This window comes from Pseudohaliea sp. (genome assembly GCF_054552115.1).
In genome coordinates this window covers 192,405-207,275 of the sequence record NZ_JBTOLW010000001.1, presented here as the reverse complement: position 1 = coordinate 207,275, position 14,871 = coordinate 192,405, and the positions used below count along the sequence as shown (strand labels likewise).

The 14,871-nt window shown below is 69.1% G+C and carries 14 protein-coding genes; 5 read left to right on the top strand and 9 right to left on the bottom strand.

Features of this window, described 5'->3' with window-relative positions; translation table 11 throughout:
- Positions 1 to 202 precede the first annotated feature (202 nt).
- A complete protein-coding gene (locus tag ACX93N_RS00920) occupies positions 203 to 1,858 on the top strand; it encodes a sodium:solute symporter (protein WP_459426500.1) in 1,656 nt (551 codons plus the stop codon).
- 38 nt (positions 1,859 to 1,896) lie between these two features.
- Here the strand turns inward: ACX93N_RS00920 and ACX93N_RS00915 are convergent, their stop codons facing one another.
- Positions 1,897 to 2,205, bottom strand: coding sequence for a hypothetical protein (locus ACX93N_RS00915; RefSeq protein WP_459426499.1), 309 nt, complete (start codon positions 2,203 to 2,205; stop codon positions 1,897 to 1,899).
- A gap of 117 nt (positions 2,206 to 2,322) precedes the next feature.
- Between ACX93N_RS00915 and ACX93N_RS00910 the strand changes: the two genes are divergently transcribed.
- Entirely contained in the window at positions 2,323 to 3,135 is an 813-nt protein-coding gene (locus ACX93N_RS00910) for an SDR family NAD(P)-dependent oxidoreductase (protein ID WP_459426498.1), read from the top strand.
- A gap of 19 nt (positions 3,136 to 3,154) precedes the next feature.
- Here the strand turns inward: ACX93N_RS00910 and ACX93N_RS00905 are convergent, their stop codons facing one another.
- The 8 genes from ACX93N_RS00905 to ACX93N_RS00870 form a co-directional block, all read right to left on the bottom strand.
- Complete coding sequence (locus ACX93N_RS00905) at positions 3,155 to 4,507, bottom strand: M24 family metallopeptidase (protein WP_459426497.1); 1,353 nt, start codon at positions 4,505 to 4,507, stop codon at positions 3,155 to 3,157.
- A complete protein-coding gene (locus ACX93N_RS00900; protein WP_459426496.1) occupies positions 4,504 to 4,854 on the bottom strand; it encodes a hypothetical protein in 351 nt (116 codons plus the stop codon). The genes ACX93N_RS00905 and ACX93N_RS00900 overlap by 4 nt, the downstream gene beginning before the upstream one ends.
- Positions 4,851 to 5,276 carry a DUF6691 family protein gene (locus ACX93N_RS00895; RefSeq protein ID WP_459426495.1) on the bottom strand — a complete coding sequence of 142 codons (426 nt, stop codon included), beginning with the start codon at positions 5,274 to 5,276 and terminating at the stop codon, positions 4,851 to 4,853. The genes ACX93N_RS00900 and ACX93N_RS00895 overlap by 4 nt, the downstream gene beginning before the upstream one ends.
- Positions 5,276 to 5,704 (bottom strand): YeeE/YedE family protein, encoded by a 429-nt coding sequence (locus tag ACX93N_RS00890; RefSeq protein ID WP_459426494.1) that lies wholly within the window; start codon positions 5,702 to 5,704, stop codon positions 5,276 to 5,278. Before ACX93N_RS00890 ends, ACX93N_RS00895 begins: the two co-directional genes overlap by 1 nt.
- A gap of 78 nt (positions 5,705 to 5,782) precedes the next feature.
- Positions 5,783 to 7,093 (bottom strand): divalent metal cation transporter, encoded by a 1,311-nt coding sequence (locus ACX93N_RS00885; protein WP_459426493.1) that lies wholly within the window; start codon positions 7,091 to 7,093, stop codon positions 5,783 to 5,785.
- A 44-nt stretch (positions 7,094 to 7,137) separates the two neighbouring features.
- Complete coding sequence (locus ACX93N_RS00880) at positions 7,138 to 8,421, bottom strand: amidohydrolase family protein (protein ID WP_459426492.1); 1,284 nt, start codon at positions 8,419 to 8,421, stop codon at positions 7,138 to 7,140.
- 13 nt (positions 8,422 to 8,434) lie between these two features.
- The gene (locus tag ACX93N_RS00875) at positions 8,435 to 10,222 is read right to left on the bottom strand and encodes a DUF885 family protein (RefSeq protein ID WP_459426491.1); all 1,788 of its coding nucleotides are present in this window, start codon (positions 10,220 to 10,222) and stop codon (positions 8,435 to 8,437) included.
- Between the two features lie 5 nt (positions 10,223 to 10,227).
- Entirely contained in the window at positions 10,228 to 12,465 is a 2,238-nt protein-coding gene (locus ACX93N_RS00870) for a TonB-dependent receptor (RefSeq protein ID WP_459426490.1), read from the bottom strand.
- A gap of 197 nt (positions 12,466 to 12,662) precedes the next feature.
- Between ACX93N_RS00870 and ACX93N_RS00865 the strand changes: the two genes are divergently transcribed.
- From ACX93N_RS00865 to ACX93N_RS00855, 3 genes are read left to right on the top strand one after another with little or no spacing between them, the layout of a single operon-like run.
- A complete protein-coding gene (locus tag ACX93N_RS00865) occupies positions 12,663 to 13,427 on the top strand; it encodes a hypothetical protein (protein WP_459426489.1) in 765 nt (254 codons plus the stop codon).
- Positions 13,424 to 13,777 carry a TIGR04076 family protein gene (locus ACX93N_RS00860; protein ID WP_459426488.1) on the top strand — a complete coding sequence of 118 codons (354 nt, stop codon included), beginning with the start codon at positions 13,424 to 13,426 and terminating at the stop codon, positions 13,775 to 13,777. Before ACX93N_RS00865 ends, ACX93N_RS00860 begins: the two co-directional genes overlap by 4 nt.
- Positions 13,765 to 14,808 (top strand): aldo/keto reductase, encoded by a 1,044-nt coding sequence (locus ACX93N_RS00855; protein ID WP_459426487.1) that lies wholly within the window; start codon positions 13,765 to 13,767, stop codon positions 14,806 to 14,808. Before ACX93N_RS00860 ends, ACX93N_RS00855 begins: the two co-directional genes overlap by 13 nt.
- Positions 14,809 to 14,871 lie beyond the last annotated feature (63 nt).

Below are 14,871 nucleotides of genomic sequence, written 5' to 3'. Positions count from 1 at the left end.
CCAACTCCGATGACCTGTCCGGGAGCCCCGCGCCGTCGCCAGGCCCGGGGCCGCGTGATCTGCACGACCCGCTAGAGCTTAACCGCTCCGTAAAGCTTACGGTGAGCGGGGCGGCGGGCACGACCGACACCGGCGGGGCGGGCAGCGGCCTGTGCTGCCGGCAACGGCAGGCGCAGACCCGCCGTTGCGGCCCGGTGCGCGTTTGCTAGACTCGGGCGCCTGTGGGCAGCCGCGGCCGCGGCTGCCGCCAGGACCGGCGGAGAGCGAGACTATCGCGGACCTCGACATCCACATCGCGGGCATCGACCTCGGCGTCATCGTCATCTATTTTGCCGCCATCGCAGTCATCGGCATCGTCGTGGCGCGCCGCACGCGCAGCGGTGAGGACCTTTTCCTGGCGGGGCGCAGCCTGGCCTGGGGCGCTGTCGGCCTGTCGCTATTCGCCTCGAACATCTCCAGCTCTACCCTGGTCGGCCTGACCGGTGATGCCTACCGCACCGGGCTCGCGCCATCGGCCTACGAGTGGATGGCGGGCCTGCTGCTCATCTTCGGTGCGTTCACCTTCTTTCCTTTTTTCCTGCGCAGCGGCATCTCCACGATCCCCGAGTTCCTGGAGCGTCGCTTCAACGTAGCCCTGCGCAAGTACTTCTCCGCGATCACGATCTTCCTGTCGGTGATCGTCGATACGGCGGCCGGCCTCTACGCGGGCTCGCTCGTGGCACAGGTCTTCATCCCCGGTCTCAACCTGTCGGTATTCATCGTCGCCCTGGCGCTCATCGGCGGCATCTATACCGCCGCCGGGGGGCTGGCGGCGGTGGTGTACACGGACGTGCTGCAGGCGCTGATCCTGATCACCGGCACGACCGCGCTCGCCGTCATTACCTTCGCCCAGTTCGACTTCTCCTGGACGGCGGCCACCCAGGCCCTCCCGGCCAACCACCTGTCCATCGTGCAGCCCGTGAGCGACGACGTGCTGCCCTGGCCGGGGCTGATCCTCGGGGTGCCGGTACTCGGCTTCTATTACTGGATCCTGAACCAGTACATCGTGCAGCGCGTGCTCGGCGCCCGGGATATCACGCACGCCCGCCGCGGCGCCGTACTGGCCGGCCTGCTCAAGCTCACACCGCTGTTCATCATGATGCTGCCCGGCGCCTTCGCGGTCACCCTGCTGCCGGACATCGAGTCACCGGACAAGGTGTTCCCGGCGCTGGTGCAGGAATACCTGCCGGTCGGCCTCACCGGGCTGGTGCTCGCCGGCCTGCTCTCCGCGATCCTCTCGAGCGTGGACTCCGCGCTCAACTCCGCCTCGACGCTGCTGGTACTCGATTTTATCGAGCCGGCCCGCGGCGCGACGCTGACGCCCGGGGAGGGAAGGCGTTACGGCACCATCGCCACCCTGGGTTTCATGCTGCTGGCCGCCGTCTGGGCGCCGGCGATCCAGAACTTCCCCGGCCTCTTTTCCTACATCCAGTCGATGTTTGCCTACATCGTCTCGCCGGTCGTGGCCATTTTTCTCTTCGGTTTCTTCTGGCCCCGGGGCAACGGCAGCGGCGCGCTCGCGGCGCTGGTGACGGGCCATCTCATCGCCGGCGCCACCTTCGGGCTGATCCAGTTCGAGGTGTTCAACCTGCACTTTCTCTACGTGGCCAGCGCCCTGTTCCTGCTCACCGGCGCGCTGTTCTGGGGCTTCAGCCTCGCCCTCGGCCCCGCGCCGGCCCATGCGCAGGTCGATGACCTCACCTTCTCACACCGGGATGCCACGCCCGAGCAGGCACACCCGCCCTGGTACGCGGACTTCCGCTACCAGGCCGGCGCGGTCGTCGCGCTTACGGCTGTCACGGTGATCACGTTCTGGTAAAGGATGGGCCCCGGTGGAAGCGGACGGGCCGCCCGCGGTCAGGGTGCAGCGTGGCGACCGAGATGTTCCAGCACCAGCTGCCACACGGTGGGGTCGATGCCCATGGAGAGGTGCGTGGACTGCACTTCGAAGTGAATCACGGCCGGTCTGTCGCGATCGATGCAGGCCGGCCAGGAGACGATACTGTCCCGGCGCGTGAAGATCGCCGCGATCGGCGCCTGCACCGGGCGCTGCGCCGCGCGCCGACGGGTCTCCTCGGCGATCCGCTCGCACTCCGCTTCGCCGTAGGCCCGGGCGGCCGCTGAGTAGGAGGGCCCGCCCAGCACCGGCGTGCCGAAAGTCGCCACGCAACTCACGGCGCCCGGACACGCCCGGCTCAGTGCCGGCGCAAGGGCGTTAGCGCTGGGTGCCGCGAGCGGTCGGTGCTAGGGTAGCGCCCTGGCCACCGTTGCAAGGATTTTTTCGTGAAAGACTTTACTGACACCACCGGCTTCATCACCGGCGGCGCCTCCGGTATCGGCCTCGCCATGGCGCGGGCACTGGGGCAGCGCGGCATGCGCGTCATGCTGGCGGACATCGAGGCCGACGCCCTTGCCAGGGCCGAGGAAACGCTGCGCGCCGAGGGCATCGCGGCTCACAGCGCCGTGCTTGATGTCGGCGATGCCGAGGCCTATGCCGGCGTGGCGGAGCACACGCTGGCGACGCTCGGCAAGGTGAACTTCCTGTTCAATAACGCCGGGGTCGGCACCCTCTCGCCGGCAGGGCAGACGCCCGTGCGGGACTGGCAGTGGGTCGTCAACGTGAACCTGCTCGGCGTCGCCTACGGCGTGGAGCACTTCCTGCCTTCGATGCAGGCCCTGGACGAGCCGTGCCACATCATGAACACCGCCTCCCTCGCGGGCCATGTCGCCAATGCCGGCTTCGGACCCTACAACGCGACCAAGTTCGCCGTGGAGGGCTATTCCGAGTGCCTGCGCCAGGAACTCGCGGGCAGCCACATCGGTGTGTCGGTGCTCTGCCCTGCCTGGATCAGGACCCGCATCGCCCAGAGCGGGCGCAATCATCCGGACGCGGAGCGCGCCGCCGATGCCCAGTCCGGCATGAACCCGATCGCGGAGCTAATCGAGGCCGAGGGCCTGCCGGTTGACACCCTCATCCAGCGCGCCATCGACGCCATGGCCGACGGCACCTTCCACGTCTTCACCCACCCGGACTTCTGGCCCATGGTGGAGGAGCGGCTGGAGCGCGTGCGCGCCGACTACGGCAAGGTGCTCTGAAGGCGCTTCCGCCGGCGCCTCAATACCCCGGGCGGTCCTGCCGCGGTATGAGCCACAGGGCGCGCTGGCGGCCGTCGATGTAGCGCACGGTCTCGCCGTCGAAGAACGCGTCCTCCTCGAGCTTGATGCGCACCGGCCGGCCCCAGCCCGGGACGTCCGATTCCGCGTACAGCTCGATGGAGAAGGCAGTATCCGGGTACAGGGGATAGTCCCCCGCGCCGGGCACACCGCCCTGCTGGTCCCAGAGACCGATGGTAGGGCCAGCGCCGTGGCCGTGATAGCCGATGGGGTGGGTATAGATCGAGGCGGTAATGCCGGCGGCCTCCGCCTTCGAAAGTGCCGCGGCGAGGATCTCGTTGCCACTGCGCCCGGCGACGAACTCTCCCGCCAGGATGTCCTGCAGTCGGTTGCCGGTGGCAAGGGCGGCCTGCAGGCCCTCCGGCGCGGCGGTCTCCCCGGGGCGCAGCACGTAGGCGTGCTGCTGCGTATCCGTGTTCAGGCGCAGGTAGCTGATGCCGAAATCCACGTGCAGGAGATCCCCGGGACGAATCACCGCCTCGTCGTCGTGGGAGGCGATCTCCGCCTTCATGTCCCGCGCCGGCGTGTCCGCCCGCTGCACGGAGACGGACGGGTGGAACCAGGCGGTCAGCCCGAGCTCCCGTACCCGGTCCCGGTACCACCAGGCGACCTCCTGCGTGGTGGTCACGCCGGGCTGGATGACCGCCTCGGAAAAGCCCTCCGCGATGATCTCGTGGGCGATGCGGCAGACCTGCGGGTAGACCACCATTTCCGCCGCGCTGCGGGTCTCCAGCCAGCCGATGGCCAGCGCCTCGGCCGAAACGAGGCGCTCGCGCAGGGCGGGGGTCAGCGCTTCCTCGAGCAGCCGGTACTCCGTGTGCGCCATGCCGTCGGCCAGGGCGAAGGTGTCGGAGACATTGACGCCGATAGCCTTCGGGTCACGTTCCGCGATCAGCTCGGCGAGGCGGGCCCACTGGTCACCGTCGCGTTCCCTGTCCCAGGCCTTGCGGAAGGTCTCGCCGACGTCATAGCGTGCGATGGCGAGGGTCTCGAGGGGCTCGCCGTCACCGCGGTCGTGAATGAGCAGCATGGTCCGGCGCCGGGCCGACTGCCAGGTGGCCGGCAGGAACGTGCGCAGCACCGGGTCCTCGTTGTACTCGCGGCTGATCAGCACCCACAGGTCGATCCCGGCGCGGCGCATGAGGCCCGGCAGCACGGTCTGCACCCGCTCCGCCAGCCACTGGTCGATCACCGCGGCGCGCTCGCGCATGGGCAGGATACGGGCATCGGCCTGTGCGGTCGCGGCAACGGAGGCCAGGAGCAGCGCGCAGGCCGCTGCAACAGTTCGCTTCATGGGTGATCGTCCTCTTCTTCGTGGCGCCGCAGGAGGCGCAAAAGCCGGCGCTCGCGGCCGAAGACCGCAAACAGCAGCACAAGGAACACGGCGACGGTGATGAGCAGGGCCAGGAAGACCACCGGCAGCATCGTCGCCAGCACCAGGATCGTTGCCTCGGGCAGCTCGCCGCCCTCGACGGCCAGCGCAAGGGCCCGGGGGTTCACCAGGTACGGTACTTCCAGCCAGAGCCACAGCAGCAGGCAGCCCAGCAGCCAGAGCAGGCCGCCGCCGGCCCAGGGCCAATAGCGCAGCAGGCGCTCCCGGCGCCGCAGGAAGGCCGCTTCCGAAGGCGTCAGCCGGCTCACCGGCGCCCGCCGGCCAGCGCGCGCCCGAACGCCGGCGCGGCGGCCATGCCTGTCACCATGGCGGCGAGGAACAGCAGCCCGCCGGTGCCGCCGTAGCTCAGGGACGCAATGGACGGACCGGGGCAGAGCCCGGCCAGGCCCCAGCCGGCACCGAAGAGCAGGGAGCCGACGATGAGCTGCCGGTCGAAAACCGGGTCGGGCAGCGCCGGAAAGCTGCCGCCCGCGAGCGGCGCGCCGCGCCGGGTGAAGCGCCACGCCACGGCCATCGGCAGGATGGCGCCGCCCATGACGAAGGCCAGGGTCGGGTCCCAGGCGCCGAACACGTCGAGCCAGCCCTGGACCTTGCGGGTATCGGTCATGCCGGAGATGAACAGGCCGCCGCCGAACAGCCCGCCGGCGATGAAAGCGAGGAACAAGCGCATCAGATCACCCCCAGCCAGTGGCGCAGGGCGAGCAGCGTGGCGCCGCCGGCGAGGATGTAGAACACCGTCGCCACGATGCCCCGGGGCGACAGCCGGGAGATGCCGCAGACACCGTGCCCCGAGGTACAGCCATTGGCAATGCGTGTGCCGATGCCGACCAGCAGGCCGGCGGCGATGACCACGGCAACGTTGCCCGTGAGGTGGGTGGCGGCCTCCCGGTCGAGCAGCGGCACCAGCAGCACCGGCAGCAGGAACACGCCGGCGAGAAAGGCGACCCGCTCGGCCCAGCTGGGCCAGCCGCTGCGATCCACGAGCCCGCCGATGATGCCGGAGGCGCCCATGATGCGCCCGTTACCGAGAAGATACACCGCCCCGCCGAGGCCGATGAGAAGGCCGCCGGCGAGGCCCATGAGCCAGTCCTGTTCCATGTCATACCTGACGCTGCTTGAGAGAGGGACGCGAAGCATAGCAAAGATGCGCGCCGGGGCGACCGGTGGCCTGCGGACTCAGCCGAGCAGCATCCGGTAGTAGAGCGGTGCCTTGTCGATGGCAAGGGCGATGGAGACCACCAGCCCCAGGGCGAGGAAAAGATTGCGCCACCACTCGGCGCGGAACTCGCCCATGACCGCCCGACTGTTGGCCAGGGCCAGGACGATCACGTAGACCAGCGGAATCGCCACCACGTTGACGCCCATGAGCAGGATGACCTTGAGCAGCGCCGGGAAGTCCCAGAACGGGGCGAGGGCCGCTGCCCCGAGAACAAACACCGTCAGCAGGCGGTGGTAGAGGCGGTTGTCGGCGGTGAAGCGCCAGGGTTTTCCGGCCATGTCGAGCATGAAGTAGATCGTCACCTGCGCCGCCACGACCAGGGTGGTCATGGCGGCGGTGAACAGGCCGAGGGAGAAGATCGCCGGCCCCAGGAAGGCGAGCCCCTCCGGGAGCGCGGCCCGCAGCACGACCGAGGCCTGGCCGACGTCCGCAAAGCTGGCGTGATCCGGCAGTGGATAGAGCGCGAAGGCGCCGGCGACGAGCACGAAGAAGGCGTAGGCGCCGAAGACGAAGCCGAGGTTCAGCACGGCCTGCCAGAAGGCCCGGGTGAGCTCGGCACGGCCGCTGCCCGCATCGGCACACAGATAGGGCAGGCCGAGCAGCGCCGCGGGGGCAATGGCGGCGCCGACCATGGCGATCAGGGAACTGGTAGCGACGCGGGGGGCCGCCTCGCCGGGCACCGGCAGGTCCGGCGGCAGGGCGGGGACGAAGCCGGCGAGGATCGCCCGCCACTCCGAGAGGCCGCGCAGCGCCACGATGAGAAAGCAGAGGAACATCAGTACCATCAGGAAGGACATGACGGTCTGCATGCGCTCGTAGCCGCGGGAGAACACCAGCCAGAGCACCCCGGCCGCCAGCGCGACGGACAGGACGACTTCGGCGGCCACGGGCAGGTGCGTGGCCTCCCCCACCGGCGCGAACCCGACCAGGGAACTGAACGCCGAGACCATCACCGAGACCTGACCCATCGTCACCAGGAAGTGCACCGGCACGATCAGGGCGAGGATGACCCAGGCGAGGGCCGGGGCCAGGCGTCCGCGGACCAGGGTGAGGATGCCGGTGGACGGGTTCAGAGCGCCGATACGCGAGGCGCTGTCCGCCGAGACCACGAACAGGGGCAGCAGGGGCAGCAGCACCCAGAGCAGGTCGTAGCGGAACCAGGCACCGGCGAGGAGGAAGGAGGCGATCGCGCCGGCGCCCATGGTGCCCGCCGCCATGACGGCCGCGGGACCGACGAAGCCGCCGAGCGCACGCAGCAGTCCGTTCACCGGCTGCCGCTCACGCCCCGGCGCCGATGAGCGCCTGTCCCACCTCAGCTGGCGTCATCATCGCGATAGACTGTGCCACCTTTCATGACGAAGTCGATCGTGCGCAGCGCGCCGATATCGGCCAGCGGATCCGCGCTGACGGCGACGATATCGGCATACTTGCCGGCCTCGAGGGAACCGACCTCGCCGTCGGCACCGAGCATGCGCGCCGGTTCGATGGTCGCCGCGCGCAGGGCCTCCAGCGGCGACATGCCTGCCTCCACGTAATACTCGGCCTCGCGCACCGTGGCGGTGGTGCCGTCGTTGGGCTCGTGCGGGAGCTGGTCCGTGCCGAGGGCGATATTCACGTCCTCGGCAATGGCCGTCTTCAGCGCCTCCCAGTGCAGCTTGCCCACGGAGTCGCGGCGGTCCAGGTACCACTGCGGCGAGCCGATGCGCTCGAAGAACGGCGCCGTGGCGGGCTGGCTGACGACGATAGTCGGCACCAGCCAGGTCCCGGCCTTGTGCATCTTGCGAAGGACCTGGCGGTCGAGCGTGTAGCCGTGCTCGATGCTGTCGATCCCCGCCTCCACCGCGACGCTGGTGGCAGCGGAGGAGCCCGAGTGCGCCGCGACCTTCACGCCGAAGCGGTGCGCCGCGTCGACCACGGCATTGATCTCTTGCGGCGTCATGAGCGCCTCGGCGATGGCGCCGCCGTCGGTAGCAATGCCGCCGGAGATGAGGATCTTGACCCAGCTCGCGCCGAGGCTGATCTGGTGCCGCGCCGCCTTGACCAGCTCATCGGGCCCGTCGGCATAGAGCACGCCCGGCTCCGAACCGTGGCCCGCGGTGATCACAAGGGCTTCACCGGCCGAATGAATGCGCGGGCCGTGGGATTCGCCCTTGCGGATGGAGCGGTCCAGGGCGAGGTCTGCATGGCGCGTGTCGCCGGGCGTGCGGATCGTCGTCACCCCGGCCTGGAGAATCTCCCGCGCGGCCGCCGCCATGCGCAGCGCGAGCGCCGCGTCGGTCTCGCCGGCAAGTTCCGCCGCCATCTTCCCGGGCAGCACCAGCCCCAGGTGCACGTGCATGTTCATGAGGCCGGGAACCAGCCACTTGCCGCTGGTATCGATACGCGCGGCGTCGTCGGGGATGGCCACACTGCCGCGGGGGCCGATGGCGCTGATGCGCTCGCCGTCGACAAGGACGACCGCATCCTCGAGGGCCGGTCCGCCGTCGAGGTCGACGACGGTGCCGCCGACGAGGGCGGTCACCGCCGCGCCGGCGGCGCTGGCGAGTACACCCTGGGTGACCAGGAGCAGCGCGGAGAGAAGGTGCCTGGTGGTCATGGTTCGATCCTCGTTACGGTGTGACCTCGGCGGCCGGAAGGGCGGCCGGGAGCAAAGAGAGCGGCAGCGGGCCGGCGCGCAGCACGGCGTCCACCCAGGGCCGCAGGGGCGCGTCCGGTGCCGCCGCGCGATAGGCGGCAAACAGTTCCCGGAAAGCCAGGTAGCCGGTCATGTAGTCGGTGATCTGCAGCGGCGAGTTGACCACGCGCTGCCAGAGATTGAGCGCGAACTGGGGCGCCAGCAGTCCTTCCTCGCGGGCGAAGGTGAGCACGTCTTCGCGGCCCCAGCCGGCGGTGTTCACCTGCACGCTCACGTAGGCGCGGGTGGCGTTCTCCAGGCGCTTGCGCAGGTGGGCCAGCCGCGTGAGCGGAGCGTTGTCCGCCCAGCCGGCATCGAGCATGAGTTCCTCGGCAAAGGAGCCCCAGCCCTCGAGGTAGGACCCGTTCGGGAACAGCGTCCGCACCCGCGGCGCCGCCTGCACCGCCACCTTGTACTGCAGGTAGTGCCCGGGGAACATCTCGTGGGAGATGATCATGGTATTGAAGTGCGTGTTGAAGGATCGGTAGAAGCCGTTGCGGGCCTGCTCGGGCGCATCCCCGGGGATCGATGGCACGTAGAAGAGCGTCGGGGCATCCGGCGCAAACGGCCCGCTCGGGTAGACACCGCCGACCGCTGCGCCGCTGAAATGCGCCGGCGACAGGTCGATGACCAGGGTAGTCGGTTGCGGCACGGTGGCGATGGCGCGGTCAACCACGAAGCGCTCGGCGGCTGCCGTGAGCCGGCGGAAGGTGACCAGCAGGTCCGCGCCGCTGTCGTCGCGGTCTGCCTCCATGGCGGCCAGCGCCGCGGTTAGAACCGCCCCGTCGTCGATCCCTGCCGCCTCCCCGGCGGGGAGCGACGCGCGCCAGCGCCGGGCCTCGACGTCCATGAGGGCGCGCGCGGTGCGCACTTCCTCCCGGGCCACGCTGCGCAGGCGCTCCGCCGTGTACAGGCCGCCGGTGCGTCGTCCCAGCTTCGCTTCGTAGACGTCGGACCCCAGCGCGGGGCTCTCTGACGCGGCAGGCAGGATCCGCTCCTCCAGGTGTGTTTCGAGGGCCGCGAGCGCCGCGGCGGCGACGCCGGCGGCCGCGGCGACGGTGGTCCCGTCACGGGCCGCGGGCCAATCGGCGGTGAGCGCGAGCAGGTCGCCCTCGTAGAAGGCCCGGGTAGCACGGAGGGTGCCCAGGGCGGTCTGCGTGCGCTGGCGGTTGCCGCGCACGAGGCTCCCGCGCCCGCGCTCGGCGAGCTCGGCGACGCCGCGCAGACGTGCAACGGTGGCGTCGCTGCGGGCACGGCCCGGCGCTGCCCGCACCAGCAGGTAGGTCAGCGCCTGCGAGGCCTGCTCGGCGTACCACTGCGGTTGCGCGGTGAGCGGCTCGTCTTCCCGCCAGCGCGCCAGCTCATCCTCGGCGGCGCGCTGCAACACGGTGAGGTCGAGCCGCAGGGCGTCGTCATCCACGCCGGACGCCAGCACGCCAGCGGCCGCCCGGGCCACCTCGCGGTTCTTCGCCAGCCAGGGCTCGACGCGCGTGGGGGCATAATCTTCGAAGCGCGCGGCGCTGGCCTCGTCACCGAAGGCATAGGCCTCGCTGGGATAGAACGCCACCCAGGCCGCCTGGTAGTGCGCCAGCAGCGCTTCCGGCGAGCGGATGTAGACAACGTCGCCGGCCGGGGCGGCACGGGCCGCCGGCAGCGCCAGGAGACAGGAAAAAACGAGGCCGAGCACCCCGGCGGGGGCCCGGCCATGGCGGGCGGAAGGCACGGTCCTCAGAAGTTGTAGCGCACCCGCACACCATAGCGCTGCACGCCGGGTTCGATGTGCAGCCCCCCGCTGAACGCCTTCTGGTAGGCGTTGGTGAAATAGGTGTCATCGAAGAGGTTCTCGACGTAGGCGGTCAGGCTGTAGTTTTCGTGCTGCAGGCCGAGGCGCAGGTTGACGATATCGTAGCTCGGCACCTCCCAGGGGAAACCCTCCTGGATCAGCGCCGCGACCGTCGAGCGCAGGCTGTCGCGGTAGATGTACTCGCCGCGCACGAAGGCGTCCAGCCCGTTACTGAGCGGGAAGGTATACTCGGCGTCCGCCGAGACCGTCCACTCCGGGGAATTCGGGATCGTCCGCCCGTCCAGCACGCGGTCCGCGCCGTCGATGAGGGCGGTGAACTCCTCGAACTCGGCTTTCAGGTAGCCGACGTTGAGGTTCATGACCAGCCCGGCGACCGGCGCCGAGGTGATGGACAGCTCGGCGCCGTAGGACTCGGCGGAGTCGGCGTTGTCAATGCCGCCGAAGATGAAGAACTCGCCCTCGTCATCCACGCCCGATTCCTGGAACGCGGCCTGCAGGTCGGTCCAGTCCATGTAGAAAACCGCGGCGTTGATGCGCAGGGTCCGGTCGAGGAGGTCGGCCTTGTAGCCGATCTCGTAGTTCCACAGCTCTTCCGGGTCGTAGGTTTCCAGGTCGGAGACCGGCGCCACCTGCACGCCGCCGGACTTGAAGCCCTTGGCGACGGTGGCATACAGCGACGCCTCGTCGTCGATGTCATAGCGCAGGGACACCTTCGGCGAGAAATCCTCGAAGGTGTCCTTCACCTGCAGTTCCTGGGCAACCCCGCCGCCGAAGCCGGAGATGTCCGTGTCGATGGTCTCCTCGCTGTAGCGGCCGCCGACGGTGAGCACCAGCCGGTCCGTGAGCGCGTAGTCCGCCTGGCCGAAGAAGGCAATGACCTCGGAGGTACCGGCCGACTCCTCGCTGTCGATAAGGAAGCCCTCGGGCAGGCCGAAGGGCTGCGCGGCGCCGACGAAGGTCTTGTTGTCGATGAAGCCCTCGTCGTCCGAGTAGAAGAAGCCGACGTTCCAGTTCAGCTTGCTCTCCCCGGTGCTCTGCAGCCGGAACTCCTGGGTGGTGCTCTCGCGGGGGATGGTGCGGAACTCCCGGAAATAGTCGCCGCTGCCGCCGTCGATGTCGCCCTGCAGGAAGAAGTCGGACTCCATGTAGCCGGTGATGCTGGTGGCGCGCATGTTGGCGAAGTCGTAGTCGATGCGAGCGATGTAGTACTCGAAGTCCGTGCCCACGCTCTGCGGCGCGTTGAAGTTGACCTTGTCCTGGTTGTCGGGGAAGAAGCCGACGCCGTCCGGGTCCGGATCCGCCAGACCGTCGCCGTCGCGGTCCGGGAAGTTCGCGTACAGCGTGCCGCCGGCAAAGGTCGAGAAGACACCGGAGGGGACGCCCTCGCGCATGCCCACATCCTCGCTGGCATCGCTCGCGGTCAGGGTCACGGAGAGGTTGTCGGTCGGGGTCCACAGCAGCGAGGCGCGCCAGTACGTGTAATCGAAGTCGTTGCCGCCGCCCTGCGGATTGATGTTGCGGATGTTGCCGTCGGAGCTCCAGTCCTTGTAGTTGATGCGAGCGCCGAGGACGTCCTTGACCAGCGGGATGTTCAGCGTGCCCTCGACGTCCAGGGTGTCGAAGCGGCCGTAGTCCGCCATGATCGACCCCTCGAACTCGTCGGACTTCGGCGCCACGGAGGTGACGTTGATACCGCCGCCGAGGGCGTTGGCCCCGAAATAGGTGGACTGCGGACCGCGCAGCACCTCGATGCGCTCGATATCCATGATCGGCGGGTTGATGCTCGAGGTCGCGAGGTTGAAGCCGTCGAGATAGAAGCCGAAGGTCGCCGTGCGCCGCGCCTGGTTCGAGTTCACGAAGTTGGTGATCCCGCGCATGCTGATCGCGCGCCGCGAGCGGGCCCCGTTGCTGATGAAACTGGCGTTGGGCACGCGGCCGACGAAGTCGGTAACGTCCCGGAACATGTTCTTCTGGATGTCCTCGGTGTTGAAGGCCGAGATGGCGATGGGCACGTCCTGCAGGCTCTGCTCGCGCTGCTGGGCCGTCACCACGATTTCCTCCAGCGGCGCAGCGGTCTGGGCCAGCGCCGGCCCCGCCATCGTGCCCAGGACGGCCAGTGCCAGCGCGCGACGCGCCCCAGCGAAATACCCATGCTTGTTCATGCCCCGATCTCCCCTCGATGAATCCAAGCCCTGCAAACCGCGCCGCCGGACTCCCCTCGAGCCCGGTGCGCCCAGCGCTGATGATAGGCCGATGCCGCCGTCAAGAACACCCACCCGGCTCAGGGGCGGCACAATTCCCGCGGAGGAGCGTGATAAGCTCCCGCCTATCTGACAGTGACTGAAGCGAGGACTTCCCCATGACCAGAAGGCGCTCTCGCCGCCAGGCCATTGCCCTGCCGGCCCTCTGCCTGGTGCTTCTTGCCGTCGCGCTGCAGCCCTCGGCACGGGCCGCGGACAACGGCTCGGACAACGTCATGCAGGCCGTCGAGGGACTCTGGGCCTACACGGGGCTGGTGACCGGCGACGGGCAGTCGCTGCCGCTCACCGGCATCTTCCTGTTCAAGGACGGCACCTTCCTGCAGCAGAGCATCTTCAACGGCGAGCCCTTCGAGGCCCAGGGCGCCATGGCCCATGCCGGCCCCTACTGGCCCGGCGGCGCCGGGCTGCGCATGACCTCGGACCCGACGCTCAGCCTGGACCCCGGCAGCGAAACGCCGCTGACCTCCCTCGGCGTTCTCGAGCACGATATCGCGGTGCGCCGTGACGACGAGGAACTGGTAATCCAGTTCGGCGGCGGCACCAGCACCGTGCAGCGCTTCCGCCGTATCGGCGATGCCCACGGAGGGACCCTCTTCCCGCTGGAGAACGGCGCCTTCGCCCTCGTCGACGGGCATTTCATCCTCGTCAGCGGCAACGCGGAGCGCGCGGTGACCGGCTATGGCACCTACGAGCGTGAGGGCGACAGGCTGACCCTGGCCGTCACGCGCTGGGCCGAGAGCGACGGCGAAACAGTGACAAACCGCAAGGACGTCTCCCTGGCGGCCACCTTCGACGGCGCCACCCTCGCCCTCCCCGACGGCCGCCGCCTGGCCGTTGTCCCGGCAGAGGCAAAACAGCGATGAGCGAGCAGACCTTCCCCCTCTACGACCTGCGCGTCGAGACCATCGAGGGAGACCGTCCCTTCGTCTGCAGCCACGAGGTCGGCAGCGGCTTCGAGGTGCGCGGCGAGAATATCCACATGGATACCGGCAAGCCCTTCTCGCTCTATGCCCTCGCCGCCCTGCTGCCGCTGCTGCCGGCAAAGCAGCGACCGCTCAACGAGTTCGACTGGATGGCCACGGACCATGTCATCGCCTGCCCGGACCCCCACTGCGGCGCCCGCTTCCGCATCAGCCGTATCGGCCGCCAGGTCGTACACCGCGACGACACGACCATCGAACCCCTGCCGGAGGACAACCCGTGGAAGGAGTGATCGACCGCTTCAACCTGGGCGGAACTTACACGATATCCCGCGTCATCAAGGGCGGTTGGCAGCTGTCCGACGGGCACAGTGACAGCCTCTCCGCCGACCCGGTCACCGACATGTTCGCCTTCGTGGAGCGCGGCATCGATACCTTCGACTGCGCGGATATCTACACGGGCGTCGAGACACTCATCGGCGAATTCATCGCCGCGAACCGCCGGCGCGCCCACCCCTGGCCTGTCCGCGTCCATACCAAGTACGTGCCGGACTACGACGCCCTCGGCTCGCTCACCCGCGCCGACGTGGAGTCGATCATCGATCGCTCCCTCCGCCGCCTGGGCCAGGAGCGCCTCGACATGGTGCAGTTTCACTGGTGGAACTACGCGGTGCCCGGCTGGGTCGAGGCGGCGCAGTGGCTCGGCGAGCTGCAGCAGGCGGGCAAGATCGACCGTCTCTCGCTGACCAATTTCAACACAGAAAAAACCCGGGAACTGGCCGACGCCGGCATCGAGCTGACCAGCACCCAGGTCCAGTACTCGCTCCTCGATCCGCGCCCGGAAAAAGCCCTGGTCGGGCTCTGTGCCGAGCGCGGCATGCACCTGCTCTGCTACGGCACGCTCGCCGGCGGCTTCCTGAGCGACCGCTGGCTCGGGGAGGCGGAACCGACGAGCCTGGCCAACCGCTCGCTCATCAAGTACAAGCTGATGATCGACGAGGCCGGCGGCTGGGAACTGTTCCAGGAACTGCTTCGGACGCTCGCGGCGATCGCCCGGCGCCACGGTACCACCATCGCCACGGTCGCCTCGCGCTGGGTGCTCGAGCAGCCCCGCGTGGCCGCGGTGATCATCGGCGCGCGCAACGCCAACCACGTGGACCGCTACGCCGAGCTGTTCCGCTTCACCCTGGACCGCCAGGACCGCGACGCCATCGCCACTGTGCGCGCGCAGCTGCAGGTCCCCGCCGGGGATGTCTTCGACCTCGAGCGGGACAAGGACGGCCGCCATGGCAGCATCATGAAGTACAACCTGAACGCCGACTGAGCGCTGGAACGGTGCCGGGCCTGTAACGGCCCCGGAAGGGTTTGAAAGAAAGGCGCTGCAGGT

Excerpts from the sequence above, each read along its gene's own strand:
- ACX93N_RS00870 (WP_459426490.1), bottom strand. The coding sequence starts at position 12,465 with ATGAACAAGCATGGGTATTTCGCTGGGGCGCGTCGCGCGCTGGCACTG.
- ACX93N_RS00880 (WP_459426492.1), bottom strand. The coding sequence starts at position 8,421 with ATGACCACCAGGCACCTTCTCTCCGCGCTGCTCCTGGTCACCCAGGGT.
- ACX93N_RS00865 (WP_459426489.1), top strand. The coding sequence starts at position 12,663 with ATGACCAGAAGGCGCTCTCGCCGCCAGGCCATTGCCCTGCCGGCCCTC.
- ACX93N_RS00895 (WP_459426495.1), bottom strand. The coding sequence starts at position 5,276 with ATGCGCTTGTTCCTCGCTTTCATCGCCGGCGGGCTGTTCGGCGGCGGC.
- ACX93N_RS00905 (WP_459426497.1), bottom strand. The coding sequence starts at position 4,507 with ATGAAGCGAACTGTTGCAGCGGCCTGCGCGCTGCTCCTGGCCTCCGTT.
- ACX93N_RS00860 (WP_459426488.1), top strand. The coding sequence starts at position 13,424 with ATGAGCGAGCAGACCTTCCCCCTCTACGACCTGCGCGTCGAGACCATC.
- ACX93N_RS00890 (WP_459426494.1), bottom strand. The coding sequence starts at position 5,704 with ATGGAACAGGACTGGCTCATGGGCCTCGCCGGCGGCCTTCTCATCGGC.